This is a genomic window from Cohnella sp. OV330 (assembly GCF_900112065.1).
Lineage (GTDB): Bacteria > Bacillota > Bacilli > Paenibacillales > Paenibacillaceae > Cohnella.
In genome coordinates this window covers 274,736-288,588 of record NZ_FOKE01000008.1, presented here as the reverse complement: position 1 = coordinate 288,588, position 13,853 = coordinate 274,736, and the positions used below count along the sequence as shown (strand labels likewise).

The 13,853-nt window shown below is 54.1% G+C and carries 14 protein-coding genes; 2 read left to right on the top strand and 12 right to left on the bottom strand.

The window, feature by feature from the left end; all coding sequences use genetic code 11:
* Nucleotides 1-10: 10 nt before the first annotated feature.
* Nucleotides 11-1,201, bottom strand: coding sequence for an acetyl-CoA C-acetyltransferase (locus BM235_RS19960; RefSeq protein WP_090115986.1), 1,191 nt, complete (start codon nt 1,199-1,201; stop codon nt 11-13).
* Nucleotides 1,202-1,334: 133 nt separating this feature from the next.
* On the opposite strand from BM235_RS19960, the gene BM235_RS19955 reads away from it, so the two are divergent.
* Entirely contained in the window at nt 1,335-2,255 is a 921-nt protein-coding gene (locus BM235_RS19955) for a LysR family transcriptional regulator (RefSeq protein WP_090115985.1), read from the top strand.
* On the opposite strand, the gene BM235_RS19950 is transcribed toward BM235_RS19955, so the two are convergent.
* Both BM235_RS19950 and BM235_RS19945 read right to left on the bottom strand, forming a co-directional pair.
* Nucleotides 2,252-4,114 carry a hypothetical protein gene (locus BM235_RS19950; RefSeq protein ID WP_090115984.1) on the bottom strand — a complete coding sequence of 621 codons (1,863 nt, stop codon included), beginning with the start codon at nt 4,112-4,114 and terminating at the stop codon, nt 2,252-2,254. The two genes, BM235_RS19955 and BM235_RS19950, sit on opposite strands and share 4 nt — an antisense overlap.
* 20 nt (nt 4,115-4,134) lie before the next feature.
* Nucleotides 4,135-4,374: a PAS domain S-box protein gene (locus BM235_RS19945; RefSeq protein ID WP_090115983.1), complete on the bottom strand. Its 240-nt coding sequence runs from the start codon at nt 4,372-4,374 to the stop codon at nt 4,135-4,137.
* Between the two features lie 204 nt (nt 4,375-4,578).
* Between BM235_RS19945 and BM235_RS19940 the strand changes: the two genes are divergently transcribed.
* Nucleotides 4,579-5,400 carry a DUF2935 domain-containing protein gene (locus tag BM235_RS19940; protein ID WP_090115982.1) on the top strand — a complete coding sequence of 274 codons (822 nt, stop codon included), beginning with the start codon at nt 4,579-4,581 and terminating at the stop codon, nt 5,398-5,400.
* 87 nt (nt 5,401-5,487) lie between these two features.
* On the opposite strand, the gene BM235_RS19935 is transcribed toward BM235_RS19940, so the two are convergent.
* The 9 genes from BM235_RS19935 to BM235_RS19890 form a co-directional block, all read right to left on the bottom strand.
* Nucleotides 5,488-6,474, bottom strand: coding sequence for an SLAC1 anion channel family protein (locus tag BM235_RS19935; protein ID WP_090115981.1), 987 nt, complete (start codon nt 6,472-6,474; stop codon nt 5,488-5,490).
* 102 nt (nt 6,475-6,576) lie between these two features.
* Nucleotides 6,577-7,470 (bottom strand): LysR family transcriptional regulator, encoded by an 894-nt coding sequence (locus BM235_RS19930; RefSeq protein ID WP_090115980.1) that lies wholly within the window; start codon nt 7,468-7,470, stop codon nt 6,577-6,579.
* A 167-nt stretch (nt 7,471-7,637) separates the two neighbouring features.
* Nucleotides 7,638-7,817: a hypothetical protein gene (locus BM235_RS19925; RefSeq protein WP_090115979.1), complete on the bottom strand. Its 180-nt coding sequence runs from the start codon at nt 7,815-7,817 to the stop codon at nt 7,638-7,640.
* Nucleotides 7,818-7,952: 135 nt separating this feature from the next.
* Nucleotides 7,953-8,348: an MDR/zinc-dependent alcohol dehydrogenase-like family protein gene (locus BM235_RS19920; RefSeq protein WP_090115978.1), complete on the bottom strand. Its 396-nt coding sequence runs from the start codon at nt 8,346-8,348 to the stop codon at nt 7,953-7,955.
* A 577-nt stretch (nt 8,349-8,925) separates the two neighbouring features.
* Nucleotides 8,926-9,318: a glycosyltransferase gene (locus tag BM235_RS19910; RefSeq protein WP_158543823.1), complete on the bottom strand. Its 393-nt coding sequence runs from the start codon at nt 9,316-9,318 to the stop codon at nt 8,926-8,928.
* Between the two features lie 160 nt (nt 9,319-9,478).
* Nucleotides 9,479-10,327, bottom strand: coding sequence for a copper amine oxidase N-terminal domain-containing protein (locus BM235_RS19905; protein WP_090115975.1), 849 nt, complete (start codon nt 10,325-10,327; stop codon nt 9,479-9,481).
* 143 nt (nt 10,328-10,470) lie between these two features.
* Entirely contained in the window at nt 10,471-11,064 is a 594-nt protein-coding gene (locus BM235_RS19900; protein WP_090115974.1) for a YdeI/OmpD-associated family protein, read from the bottom strand.
* A 21-nt stretch (nt 11,065-11,085) separates the two neighbouring features.
* Nucleotides 11,086-13,341: an ATP-binding cassette domain-containing protein gene (locus BM235_RS19895; RefSeq protein ID WP_090115973.1), complete on the bottom strand. Its 2,256-nt coding sequence runs from the start codon at nt 13,339-13,341 to the stop codon at nt 11,086-11,088.
* A 111-nt stretch (nt 13,342-13,452) separates the two neighbouring features.
* Nucleotides 13,453-13,803 (bottom strand): ArsR/SmtB family transcription factor, encoded by a 351-nt coding sequence (locus tag BM235_RS19890; RefSeq protein ID WP_090115972.1) that lies wholly within the window; start codon nt 13,801-13,803, stop codon nt 13,453-13,455.
* Between the last annotated feature and the right edge of the window lie 50 nt (nt 13,804-13,853).

The following is a 13,853-nucleotide window of genomic DNA, read 5'->3' as shown; positions in this document are numbered from 1 at the left end:
TCTGTCCAATCTAGCCGCAGCGTTCTACGATCGCCGCAATTCCTTGCCCGCCGCCGATGCAGAGCGCGGCCAAGCCGAAGGCGGACTGGCGGCGATTCATCTCGTGCAGCAAGGTGACCAGCACTCTCGCCCCGCTCGCCCCGATCGGGTGGCCGAGCGCGATCGCGCCTCCGTTGACGTTGACCTTCCCTTCGTCCAGTCCGAAGTGCCGGATGAACGGAATGACTTGCGCGGAGAAGGCTTCGTTTACTTCGATCAGGTCGATGTCGGAAATTTGAAGCTGTGCTTTTTGGAGCGCCTTCTCGACGGCCGGGATCGGACCCATGCCCATATATGCCGGATCCACGCCGGCAACCGCAAAGGAACGAATGACGCCTAGCGGTTGGAGGCCTATTTCCGCTGCGCGCTTCCTGCTCATAAGGATCAAGGCGGCTGCGCCGTCATTGATGCCGGAGGCGTTGCCGGCCGTGACCATGCCGTCCGGCTTGAACGCAGGCCGCAGCTTGGCGAGCGTATCCGGCGTCGTATCGGGACGCGGATGTTCGTCTTGCTCCGCGACCGGAAACGGCTCCTTTTTGTCCGGTAACGCGACGCCGACGATCTCATCGGCAAAAACGCCTTTATCGGCGGCCGCCGCGGCTTTTCGCTGGCTGGCGAACGCGATCTCGTCCAGCTGCTCGCGCGTAAGCGCGAATTTCGAGCATAAGTTTTCCGCGGTGATGCCCATGTGATAATCGTTGGCCGCGCACCAAAGTCCGTCCTTGATCATGCTGTCGGTCAGCGTTCGATCCCCCATGGCATAGCCGGCGCGTGCGCCCTGAAGCAAATATGGCGCCTGGCTCATGCTTTCCATTCCGCCCGCGACCGCGGCATCGCAATCGCCCGTTCGTATGGATCGGCTCGCCAAGTAAACGGACATCAAACCGGACCCGCACACCTGATTGACGGTCGTCGCCGGCGTTTCCACCGGGACTCCTGCCTGCAGTGCCGCTTGCCTGGCGGGATTTTGCCCGAGGCCGGCCTGGAGCACGTTGCCCATATACACTTCTTCGATGAGCGATGCGGGGATCCCCGCCCGGTCGATAGCCGATCGAATCGCGGCAGCGCCCAGCCGAACGGCAGACACATCCTTGAATATGCCGTTCAATCTTCCGATCGGCGTACGGACAGCGCTTACAATCACAACGTCATGGTCGCTCATGCGAGGTCGACTCCTTTATCCGCGTTTAGTTTAAGCTTCTTATCCATCATTGTAGGCCGCTCTTATTTATGTGTAAAATATAGATATTGGATATGATTTATACGCTAAATAAATAAATGCGGGAGGAATTCGGGTGGAGTATATACAGCTGCGTTATTTTGCCGAGGTGGCCAGACTGCAAAGCTTTTCGAGAGCGGCGGAGAAGCTGCATATCGCCCAACCTTCGCTAAGCAGAGCGATCAAGAGCCTTGAAAACGAGCTTGGCGTCGTGCTGTTCGATCGTACGACCCGGTATTTGCGGCTTACGGACGACGGCGAGATCGTGCTGCGGCATGCCGCGGCGACCTTGTCCATGTCCAAAGATTTGCTGGCCACGCTGAACGAGGGAAAACAGCTGCAAAGAGGAGAACTTTTGCTGGGCTTGCCGCCTGTCATCGGCGCCAGTTTTTTTGCGGGGATTATTGCCGGCTTTCGGTCCGAGTACCCGGGGATCCAGCTACGGCTCGTCGAGGAAGGCGGCAAAATCGTGGAGCAGCTGCTTAGCGAATCCAAGCTGGACATCGGCATCGTCGTCCTGCCCGTGGATGAGGAAGAATTCGAGTCGCTCACGCTGACGGAGCGTCGGCTGTTCTTGGTGCTGCAGGCGGGCCATCCGCTGGCCGGGAGCGAATCCGTGCGGCTGTCGGATCTGAGAGAGGAACCGTTTATTATGTTCAAAAAAGGCTTCTCCCTCTACGATCGGGTAAGAGAAGCCTGCATTTTGGAAGGTTTCGAGCCCAGGATCGCTTACGAGAGCTCCCAGTGGGACTTTATGGCGGAGATGGTGGGCGCAGGGCTTGGCGTTGCCTTGCTTCCGGATACCGCCGCGCGGAAGATCCGATCCCAAGCAGTCTCGGTTATACCGGTCACCGTGCCTGCGATCCGCTGGGACATCGCGGCGATCTGGCCGCGCGGCCGTTATTTGTCGCATGCGGCGAGAGGTTGGATCGCATTCATGAGGCATTGGAATAAGGGCATGGACTTGACTCAGGATTCGCGGTCGGACAAGCGCTAGAATTTCTTCGACTGCGCTTCCTTGCGCTTGGCGGCGAGCGCTTTCCTGCCCTCCATGATTTGGGCGATCGCATCCGGATTGTCCGCGAACGTTTTCGCTAATTGATTCAGACGCTTCGAGAGATTGCCTAGCGTACCGTTGGAATCGTTAATGAACTCGTTCATGGCGAACGGACTGTCCGGCACCTTCGTCCTTCGAATGGTTCGAACCAGATTCCGCGCCGTTTCCGTCTGATGCGCCTGTTTTTCCTTTTTCAGCCGTTCCTTCTCTTTGTCGTCCATCGCTTTAAGCTCGGGCGCCGAACCGGAGCTCACCGAGTTCAGCAGCGTTTTAAACGCTTTTTTGTTGTCGGGCGTATCGTGCATCTGGCGCTCGAGGTTATCTTCGTAGGCGAGCGGATCGCGAAGGACGGTAGCGCCGCCGAGGTTGTTGCCGCTGTTTTCGGCGCTCGGCGCGCCCAGGAAAAGGCTGTTCATGCCGCCCTTGCCTTCGTAGAAGACCGCTTGCAAGGATGCCACCTTGCCGTCCATGACGAGCCGCAGCATCATCTTGACGAGCGTTTCCGCCGAATAGCCGCCGGAAGCGCCATCCTTCTCTTGCTTATCCTCCGCCTCATCCTTTTCCGATTTTTTCTCGGAGGTCTTGCCTTTGCCGCCGACGGCCTCGAAGCTGCGCGACAGCTCGGAGATGCCGACGATGCTGACGAATTTTTGCAGATGCTCGGTCAGGTTGCTTCTGACGGAATGCGACTTCGATACGTTGTGATTGAGACAATACAGCATGATCGCCGCCAGCTCGCGGTCCTCGAATGCCTCTTTGTCCTCCAGCTCGGATCCGGTCGCCAGCTTGTACAGGGAGGCTGCGCTTGGATCTTGGGCCATTTTCAGCATCGCTTCGATTATCTTGTCGTATTCGGCGGGCGGTTCCTTGATCGTTTTGCCTCGTTTCTTGGCATTTCCGCCCGCTTGAATGAAGTGGCCTCTGCCCTCGCCCACTCTCAGCTTCTGTTCGCCGATGGAATAGTAATCCTGCGTCGTCAAATCGGCGATTTTCGGTTTCGGGAGGCTGCGGTCCGCCGCATAAATTTTGCGGTGGAGCGGCTCGTCGAGGCGGTGCTCGTCTTTTTTCGATTCCAAGGACGACGAACGAAGGATATCTATATTGGAAGCCGTCAGATTGATCAAAATCGCCAGCTTCTGTCTGGCATCCAACTCCGTCGTTTCATCGTCGCTGCTGTCCTCGACCTCCGAGGAATACTTTGTTTTCTTCTCCGTTTCAAGCTTTCGTTTTTTCTTGTTCGTCCGTTGCGCGCTTTCTTCGGGCTTGCGCTTCTGAGGCCCGTCCTTGGCGTCGTCTTCAATCTCCATGCCGCTCCGGAGGCTGTCCGCGCTTCGCGTGCTGAGCATTTGTTCCGCCGCCATGAGCGATCCGCTATGGTTGGCCATCCAACCGGACAGCGATATCGGATCCTCGCTCGTTCGATTCGCTTCGAAGTCCTTGAGGATCGGTTCGTACAGCGCCATCATATCCGGATCGTCGCGCTTCCACGCCATAAACGCGCGGAGCAATTGCTCGATCCGCTCTTCTTCGCTCTTGTCTTCGCCGCCGGTTTCCGCCACGAATTTTCCCTGCACGACCGGTTCAGCGGCGCTACGCCCGCCCGTATCCGCCGGCGCCGGCGCAGATGGGATACCGCCGCGCAGCATGCCGAGCAGTCCACGGTTCCCAATCGCTTGCTGAAGTTGAAGCAAGGGACGGGCGGACTTCATGCCGGCGGAATCGCTTCGGATGGGACGAGGATGAGGTTCTCGCTGCGGCGTCTGCTGAAAGGACGATTTGCTCGCACGATCGTAAGTCATCGATTACCTCCCGTAACGGTTCAGCGCTCTTCCGCCTGCCGGCGCCCCGTAATGTCGCGCCCGATGCAGATCGTCTGGACGATCTCCCCGGATTCGTCCCGAATGTATTCGGACGTCGTCTCGTACAAGCGGTATTCGCCGTTCTTGTGCCGGAATTGCTGAACGCGACCTTGGAGATCGACGGCGAGAAGTCCGTCCGGATGATCGTCGAAATAAGGTTGAAAAAAGCCTTGAGATAAAAGTGCTTCGTTTTGCAGCATGGATATCCGCCTTCTGATCATTTACATAGGCTAATTATATACTGTCTTTTTCCGGTTCTCTAAAGACAAAGGTACCAAATTTCTCGTTTTTGATGATACCCGCGCGCGCTACAGCTTGCACGCATAGAAGTCCTTCATAGGCGGACGCTTCCAGGAATAGTGTTGTAAAGATGACATATATGACTGGGGAGGTGTTGAGTAAACGTGGCTAATGTATTCGTGGCGCGTTCGCTTGACGAGATCCGATTTTGGGCTCGCATTATGAAGGAGCATTCCCTGTTCTTGAGGCTGGGGTTCAGAGCGGAAGATACGACATTGATCAATGAAGCGAATCAATTTTACGCGTTGTTCGAAGCGATCGAAAATCGGGCCCATCAACTGCCGGTCGATTCGGATCCTCAGGTGATTTTGAGATTCAATACGGAGGTCCATACCGCAGTCTCTCTTATTTGGGCTTTTAAAAGAAAAGTGCTTGGCCTGATCTTAACCTGTCAGCTTCCCGGCGCCAACAATTATCCCCTGTTGGTGGACCATACGAGCCGGGAGGCCAATTATTTCAGAAACCGGCTGGAAGAGCTGAACGCCGGCAAGCTCGAGCCTTTGCCGGACGCCATCATCGACGAAAACGTATTTTTCCTGCGCATCATGGCCGATCATGCCAAATTTATCAGCCATCTGCTCGATCCGTCCGAACGCAAACTGATCGATATGGCAAATGATTTCAGCCATGATTTCGACACTTTGCTCTTCCAGGCACGGGATATCGATTCGATGCGTCCGCAATCCCAGACCGCGCCCATCCTGGGACAATTTCTGGACCAAAACCGGGTTTCCGTCGCCTCCCTTCGCGATTTTAAACGGACTGCGCGCGACCTGATCAACGCATGCAAAATCAAAAGCATTATTCATCCGCTGCTTGCGGATCACGTCTTCAGGGAAGCGGAAAGATTTTTGCACATCATCGACATGTTCGAGCAGCATCTGACCGGCACGCCGGTGTCGATGCGCGATTTGGAAGAGCATTAGAAAAAAGCGACAGCACCCCGGGAGCTAAAGTCCCGGGGCACGTTGCAAGCCGGCTGGCATGGCGTGCAAGCGCCATAAACCCCAGTTTCATTTTCCGCTGAGCAGCTTTCCGTCGAGCAGCATTCGCAGCGTACGGAAAAAGAGTACGACCATTACGATGGTGAACAAGGCCAGAACGATTGCGGAAATGGTCGTTAATGGCCATGTCCGCATAAAAAGCGCGTATTTTAATGCTGCGATGCTAAGCGCGGCCATCGGAAAGCTTACGCCCCACCAGGAGGCGCCGAACGGTACGGTTCTTTTGAATACTTTAAAAAACAAGACGACGAATAAAAACAGACCGAAGTAAAACAATACGGATGCGAACGAATCGATGCGTCGCTCAACGTTCGTATAGCCCAGAAAACCGACTTCAAACGGCGCGATCAGGATCAACAAGGAAGGCGTGATTCCCGCCGGCAGCGGAGCATCGTGAATCAATCTCGATAAAATGATAATAAAGAACGCTAGCGCGACCATCCCTCCGATCGCAAGGGACAGCAGATTGATCTCATGCGCCCAAGGGAACGGCATCGTCCCGCCGGCAACCGCGATATCAAGGGTACCGACCACGGGAACCAGCATCGCCGGGACCGTATGGCCGGGATCGCGGTTTCCGTTCAACAATCGAGCGACGAAAACATAACTTAGGGCAATGGTCGTTGCCGCCCCTAATATCCATATCGCTTGCCCGGCGGTTGAACTATAGCTGCCGATCACGGAGGACAGGAGCAGAATGGAAATCGTAATCGTACCGAAAAAATGGCCGAAGACCGGATGCAAAAACTCCGCCTTCACTTTTTCCGGGTATAAAACCCACTTGGACAAATAAGCGATGCTAAGCGTTATAAATAGGACGACAGCAACCATTCCGCTCACGTCCGCGATAACGTCGGAAGTGCCGAATAGCTTGTGTGCCTCTCTCCAAGCCAATGCCAGACCTGAAAATCCCATCACCGAAGCAAACAGATTGACCGGAAGAAACTGAATGGATCCGACTGTGGACAGTTTAATATCGGCTGTTAATGTACGCATGTATGTTCTTCCCCCTTCTCTTGTCGCTTCATTGTAGGGGGAGCAAGGATGATAGATCAATATCGGTATTTCTATGAAAACGATAGATGATACCCACAGCTATTATGTACTTTGCTTAAGCTTTTTCACTTGGGCTTGCATCAGTTCAATAAATCCCCGGGAAGCTTTCCCCATATATTTATCGCGGTGATAAGCGATGCCCACTTCTCTGCTCAAGCTTGGATTTTCAATCGGAATGTGAACCAAATCGCCGTAATCGTTCATTTCAAGCAGCGTTTTCGATAATACGGAGCCGCCTGCACCGGATCGAACGAGTCCGAACAAAGATTCGATCGTCGTCGTTTCGATTAGCGGCGTGAGTTGAAGTCCGGCCCTTGCGCAAGTCGTATCGACTAATTGACGGCACCGGTGCGTTTCTGGGAACGTCACGACGGGCACGCGCAAAATCTCTTCGAAATCAATGGCGGATCGTCCGGCATAGGGATGTCCGGCCGTCGCGACGAAGAAAAATCGTTCTTGGTACAAAGGAATCGTAAGGATCCTCTCGTCCTCGAGCGGCAAAATCGTAACGGCCAAATCCAATTCATTTTGCAACAACCGGTTTACGAGATCTTCGACGCCCAAGATTTTAATCCGAACCTTGGGATATTCGCGGTGGAAATCGATCAGCAATTCGGAGACAAATTGGTTGAGCTCGCCCGGCAGCGCGCCGATCGACAATTTTCCGCGCTCGATCTGCTGCAGCTCTTGAATTTGCTCTTTGGCGCTCGTTAAATTTCCGAAGGCCAATTTGCTTTGCGCGTATAAAATCATTCCCGCCTCGGTTAGCGCGATTTTTCTGCCGATGCGGTCGAATAAAGGAACGCCGATCTCGTCTTCAAGCGCTTTGATCTGATGGCTCAAGGAAGGCTGCGTAATTCCGAGCTTCACGGCCGCTCTCGTAAAGTGCAGCTCCTCGCATGTAGCCAGGAAGTAATCCAATTGTCTGAATTCCATTGCGGTCGGGTCCTCCTTCGCAACCAAGCTGTCTCGTTTAATTATATCGCGCTCGCGAACAAAAGAGTCATGGCAGCAACGCCGCCATGACTCTTTTTCGTAGTCGGTTCGCCCTTGTTGTCTCACCGTTGATAATGACTGTCGACTTATAAAAAAACCAAGCCAGGCTATTCGCTCTGGGTTGGTTTCTTGCGTATGCTCGTAAGCTCGAAGGCTTCCTTCGGTTTGCCGATCGCTTCGGCTTTCTTTTTCTTGATCACCATCGCTTGCCGCAGGCTCGTAGCTTTAAATTCCATCGTCGTGCCGAAGGGATCCTCGAATGCATAATACATTTTTTTATCCGCCATAAAACGTCAGCGCCTCCCGGGACTCGTCAAGAGTGATCTTCTTAGCCGAATTCAAGCCAAAAAATAGGATGTCCATACGGCCTGCGAATATGCAAATAGAGGTAATGCTTATATCAAGCTACGCCACACTCCTGCTTACTCGCCGACCCGCAGCTGCTTCGTGAACGCAAAATGATCGTTCGGGTACATCAAATGAATCGTGATCGTATATTCCCCTGCGGAAGGAAACGTATAGTCGGACGTATAGCCGTTTCCTTCTTTGACGGCATCGATCAGGCTCGGCAGATCGTTTTTCGAATTGATTTGAAACTGAACCGTCGCTTCCTCTGCGGCAAACTTGTCGTTGTCGATGGCGGCGATCAACTTGGACGCCTTCCCCGCAGCCGGCGGCGACGGCTCGCTATTCAACGATACCTCCGAAAACTTCAACGTCTCCTTGTTCCCCGACGCCCCGCATCCGGCAAGCATCAGCAGAACGGCAAATGCGGCAATCACGCTGAGCGTGCGCACTGTAGAGCCGTAAAATTTCATTTTTTGCAATTCCCCTTTGCACATGTCCTGAGACCATCAATCATACGCCGTTCGTCCGGCATTAACAAATAGCCTTGCGTATTAAAACGCAAGGGGCTAAATTCGGATATTAACCCTATTAAATATCAGGACGACAGGATGGCTACCTACCCTCGGTTTAAACGTCCGACGAACCTTTTATAGGCGAAATTCATATGTATGAGCAATATCGGTTCCACGTGGAAGGGCGTATGAGACGCGATGCTGGTCTTCATCCTTAATCCGGAAAAGCGAGCGCTGCAGCCCAAAGTCACGCAAAACGGTATCCTCGCCGCCTCGGCGCATTGGAATCTTGCGGCTTATGGTTTGCGGATCACGATGAATGGCTGGAGCGCCCGGGCGGCGAGCCGATCTATCGCCGAACCGCGCGCGCCAAGCCCGAATACGACGAAACCGCGCTGCTGGAAGACGCCGCCCCGCTCGCTCCTCGTCTATATTGGACCGAAGCGTTGCGACATCTTGGAGGGTGGCGGGAGCAAGATCCGTTCGGCGGCAGGCTTTACGAGGATTTTCAGATGATCGTCCGTCTGGCCCGCGTCTATCCGGTCCGCCATGTCCCGGCCGTTCTGTACCATCGCCGGTTGCGGGGAGACAGCCTTACGCGAACGAATCTGGAGCAGCATGCCTTATGGAAAAGCTGGTTCGACGTCAAGTAATCGCCGGTAGCCATGCCGATCGCTTCGTTGATCGATACGGCATAACGTACGGCGGACGCGCGTTCCTCGATCGAGAGCGGAGCGCTGCGAACGTACCGGATGCGGGAATCGTTCAAATAGGGTGCGATGACGCGCGTCGTCGCCTCGTCGGAATGATCGTCCATGAGCAGCAACTCCCAGTCCGCATGCGTCTGGTCCAGCACCACTTGAATGGCCTTTCCGACATATTCCGGTTTGTTGTAGCTGGTCATAATCACGGACACCCTGCCCATCATGACGCCCCCTCGCGGACGGGCAACGGCCCTTATCGCCTTGTCGGGTACAGGATATTCATGTGAAAGTGCGTTGGTTACGATGCCGGATACGGCAAAAAACCAGCCGGGCCGCCTATTTGACATGGACGATCGACTGGTTTTTATGCGTCTTGTTTGATTTTTATGCAACCGTATTGCTGATGATCGTCAGAAATCCGTTCATTGAAGCCGTGTTTATAAGCTGCTCTAGGGAGTCACGGGCCGAACCTATAAATTCATACCATTGATTTTCATTAAAATCATGGACCACGATCTCCGGATACTCGGACAACGTTCCTGCGGGAATGGCGCTTTGTAAGGAGTAGATGTCAAAACGCTTGAGGCTGTTTCCTTTTTCGTCCAAAAATTCGTTTTGACTATTTTTATAATAGGCACCTGCTTCATCTAAGTTAATGCGCCATGCGTAATTGGCAGGCTCTTCTATGTTTTTTCCTTTGTTTTCTTCGATCAGGCGATAAAGGGCTTCCTCATACGCATTCCCTCTGATTTGCTGCACGACGCCGCCCATGATCATATGGAATTCTTGCTGAAAAGCTTTCACGGCTACGCCGTCGATCGTAAACGGTGCCGTGTCAATACGTACAGTGCCTTTATCGTAGTTGACTTTGCTTTGAAACGTTTCTGCGATAAAACGAATGGGGACGTAAATCCGATTGTTTTTGAGATAAGGCTTGGCGTCGAGCTGCACTTTTTCGCCGTTTTTCAAAGCAATACTGTCGTTGGTGTTCAGACTGAGCTTCATTTTATTTTTCGTAATATTCACTTCCGTCTTTTTCCATTCAACCTTTGCGCCCAAATTCTCGCTAATGATGCGCAATGGAACCATCGTTCGATTGTTTTTTACTTCTGGCTTTGCATCGGAATTGATGGCTATGCCGTCAACTACGATGGATTGGTTCGACGCATATACCGGCGAAGTCGACAGTATGATTCCGAATGCAATAATCAAACTCGAGCACAGTTTTTTCATGTCTTTCATCCCCTTACGCAGTTAATATCATCCAATTATAGACGCATGAACTTCACTTTTGTTTCTTAATCCGTATCTAGTTCGAAAATGAAAAAAAAGCATCAGCCGCTGCCGATGCTCTTAAAAGTTGCTTGTTGTCGCTTCTAATCGTCCAAGCCCTTGCCTTCGAGAATTTTCTGCTTGTATTTTTCTATCCGCGCTTCTCTCGTTTTAGCCTGTTTAGGCTGCGAAAAGTGAAGCAGGTAAGCTCTTTGCCGCCCAGGCGTTAAAGCCTCGAAAGCCGTCTTTAACGCAGGGTTGTCTTCGAATTCGCGTTGAAGCTCCTCGGCGACGGCGAATTCCGTGCTCTTTTTAAACGGCACTTCCAGTCCCGACTTTTCCACGTTGATCGCGTCGTGAATGTAAGCTTTTAGTATCGCCTCTTGCTCCGCGATTTCATGAACGTTCGTGAACCGGATTTGACGTCCGGCCTGTACGTTCTCCGTCTGTTGGACGAGTATCCCGTTCGGATCCTTAAGCAAGGCGCCTTTGTGGAACAACAGCGCGCAATATTGTTTAAATCCGTGGATCAGCACGATGTTTTTATTTTGAAACGTGTAGCACGGATGCATCCATTTGAAATCTTCGGTCAACCCGCAGTCCATGACGATTTCTCTCAAATGCTCGTATTCGGCTTTCCATCGCCTGGACTTGTTAAAAAATTCATCGGCTTTCGGATGCGTTTGGCGATTGATCATGTAACAAGCCTCTTTTCTGCGTTAAGCCAAATATTTCCCCGTAATCGAACGCGCTTCGCGGACGATCTGCTCCGGCGTGCCTTCGAAAACCACCTGTCCGCCTCGGCTGCCGCCGTCCGGTCCCATGTCGATGATCCAATCGGCTTGGCTGATCACGTCGAGATTGTGCTCGATGACGATGACCGTGTTGCCGGCATCGACGAGCCGGTTCATGATCTCGAGCAGATGCCCGATATCGGACATATGCAGACCCGTCGTCGGCTCGTCCATCACGTAGATGCTGCCCTTCTTGTGCAGCTCGCTCGCCAGCTTGATACGCTGGCATTCCCCGCCCGACAGCGTGCTGAGCGGCTGCCCGAGCGTAATATAATTGAGCCCCACGTCGCTCATCGCTTGGAGCTTGCGTACGACCTCTTTGAGTTGGAAAAAGGCCAATGCCTGCTCGACCGTCATTTCCAGCACTTCCGCGATCGATTTGCCGTCCAGCTTGTACGCGAGCACTTCTTCTTTGAACCGTTTGCCGCCGCATACGTCGCAAGGCAGCTTCACGCTGTCCAAGAAGGCGAGGTCGGTATACACGACGCCGAGACCTTGGCAGTTTTCGCAAGCGCCTTTGGAGTTGAAGCTGAACAAGCCTTGGTTAACCTTGTTCGCGGAGGCAAAAGCCTTGCGCACGTCGTCCATGATGCCCGTATAGGTCGCCGGATTCGAGCGGGTCGACACGCCGATCGCCGATTGGTCGATGACGATCGCATCCGGATGCCGGCCCAGGAATACTTCGTTGATAAGCGTGCTCTTGCCCGATCCGGCGACGCCTGTCACGACGGTCAGCACGCCGGTCGGGATATCGACGCTCACGTCTCGCAGATTGTGCAAGTAGGCGTTCTCTATGGGCAGCTTGCCCGACGCCTGTCTGCAATCTCGCTTCAGCTGCAGCGGTCGCTTCATATAATTGCCCGTGAGCGTGCCCGCCTCCAGAAGCCCCTGGAAGCTGCCTTCGAACACGATGTTGCCGCCTCGTCTGCCGGCGTGCGGACCGACGTCGACGATATGATCGGCGACCTTGATCACGTCGGGATCGTGCTCGACGACGATCACCGTGTTGCCTTTGTCCCGAAGCTTTTGCAGCAGCTCGTTTAACCGATGCACGTCTCGCGGGTGCAAGCCGACGCTCGGCTCGTCGAAAATGTAGGTGACGTCCACGAGGCTGCCGCTAAGATGCTTCACCATCTTGACGCGCTGCGACTCGCCGCCGGACAGCGTGTCCGTCTCGCGATCGAGCGTCAGGTAATCGAGACCGATATCCACCAGATGCTGCAGCCGCTCCGTCAGCATCTGTACGATCGGCGCGGCGGCGGGATCTTCGATCTCGCGGATGACGCGGACGAGCTGCCCGACCTCCATCGCGGACAGCTCCGCGATATTGTGTCCTTGGACCTTGCAGCTCAGCGCGGCTTCACTGAGTCGCGCGCCGTGACAGCTGGGGCAGGTTCCTTCGGTAATGAACGGCGCGACCGTCTTCTGCGTTCGCTCGGACTTCGCTTTCAAATCCTGTTTGAAATATTTATTCGTGAATTTTTCGAGAGCGCCTTCGACCGTTATATTCATCGCTTTGCCGGCGAAGTCCATCTTCACTTTCCTCGCTTTGCCGTACAGCAGCTGGTCTAGTTCGTCCGCCGCATAATCGCTCAGCTTCTTGTCGGGATCGAAGTCTCCCGATTGCAGGATCATGTTCAATTCCCAGCCGCCCGCGCCATAATCCGGCAGCATGATCGCCCCTTCGTTCAGCGACTTGGTCATATCGACAGCCTTGCCCATGTCGACGCCAAGGCTGCGGCCGATGCCGTTGCACGCGGGACACATGCCTTGCGGATCGTTGAAGGAGAATAGGTTGACGGATCCGACGTGGGGCTTGCCTATGCGGGAGAAAAGCAGGCGGACGATCGGAGAAATATCGGTGATCGTCCCCATCGTGGAATGGGATCCGCCGCCCAAGCGCTTTTGGTCGACGATGACGGCCATGCTGAGGTTTTCGATCGCATCCGCTTCCGGCTGCGGGTATTTGGGCAAAAACGTCCGTACGAACATGCTGAAGTTCTCGTTCAGCAGTCGCGTAGATTCCGCTGCAATCGTATCGAAGACGATCGAGGACTTGCCGGACCCGGACACGCCGGTAAAAATCGTGATTTTCCGTTTGGGGATGCGCAGCGATACGTTGTTGAGATTGTTCTCCCTCGCGCCGGAGATGACGATATATTCCTGATTGGGTGCGCTCATGATCTACATCCTTCCGTATGTATTCTTTGCGGCGAGCGTCTCGTCGGCCGTCCTTGACAGACGCAAACCGGCTGCAAGCGACTTGCAGCCGGCAAAAGGCGGTTCGACTATTTAATCCGTTTGCGTAGATTCCTCTTCGTCTTCATCCTTCAAAAATTGGTCCAGCCGCCTCAGGTTCATGCGCCAGAATTTGTCGTAGAACGATACCCAATCCTGCACTTCTCTGAGCGGAGCCGCGTGAAGCCTGAACCGCGTCTCCCGTCCGACTTTGCGATCGCGCACGAGTCCGGCTTCTTTAAGTATGGTCAGATGCTTGGATACTGCCGTACGACCCATATCGAACCGCGGCGTCAATTCGTGAAGCGGCAGCTCCGGCTTGTCCGCGAGCAGTCGGATCAGCTCGCGCCTCGTGGGATCGGCGATCGCGTCGAATACGTCCCGCACCGCAAGGTTGTGGCTCACAACACCCTCTCCTATATATTCCGGCCTCGCCTAGGGTCCCAAACGACCGG

What these genes read in the sequence shown, in the direction of transcription:
- BM235_RS19895 (WP_090115973.1), bottom strand. Translation starts at nt 13,341, where the DNA reads ATGAGCGCACCCAATCAGGAATATATCGTCATCTCCGGCGCGAGGGAG.
- BM235_RS19930 (WP_090115980.1), bottom strand. Translation starts at nt 7,470, where the DNA reads ATGGAATTCAGACAATTGGATTACTTCCTGGCTACATGCGAGGAGCTG.
- BM235_RS19910 (WP_158543823.1), bottom strand. Translation starts at nt 9,318, where the DNA reads ATGATGGGCAGGGTGTCCGTGATTATGACCAGCTACAACAAACCGGAA.
- BM235_RS19920 (WP_090115978.1), bottom strand. Translation starts at nt 8,348, where the DNA reads ATGAAATTTTACGGCTCTACAGTGCGCACGCTCAGCGTGATTGCCGCA.
- BM235_RS19900 (WP_090115974.1), bottom strand. Translation starts at nt 11,064, where the DNA reads ATGATCAATCGCCAAACGCATCCGAAAGCCGATGAATTTTTTAACAAG.
- BM235_RS19960 (WP_090115986.1), bottom strand. Translation starts at nt 1,201, where the DNA reads ATGAGCGACCATGACGTTGTGATTGTAAGCGCTGTCCGTACGCCGATC.
- BM235_RS19905 (WP_090115975.1), bottom strand. Translation starts at nt 10,327, where the DNA reads ATGAAAAAACTGTGCTCGAGTTTGATTATTGCATTCGGAATCATACTG.
- BM235_RS19925 (WP_090115979.1), bottom strand. Translation starts at nt 7,817, where the DNA reads ATGGCGGATAAAAAAATGTATTATGCATTCGAGGATCCCTTCGGCACG.
- BM235_RS19945 (WP_090115983.1), bottom strand. Translation starts at nt 4,374, where the DNA reads ATGCTGCAAAACGAAGCACTTTTATCTCAAGGCTTTTTTCAACCTTAT.
- BM235_RS19950 (WP_090115984.1), bottom strand. Translation starts at nt 4,114, where the DNA reads ATGACTTACGATCGTGCGAGCAAATCGTCCTTTCAGCAGACGCCGCAG.
- BM235_RS19935 (WP_090115981.1), bottom strand. Translation starts at nt 6,474, where the DNA reads ATGCGTACATTAACAGCCGATATTAAACTGTCCACAGTCGGATCCATT.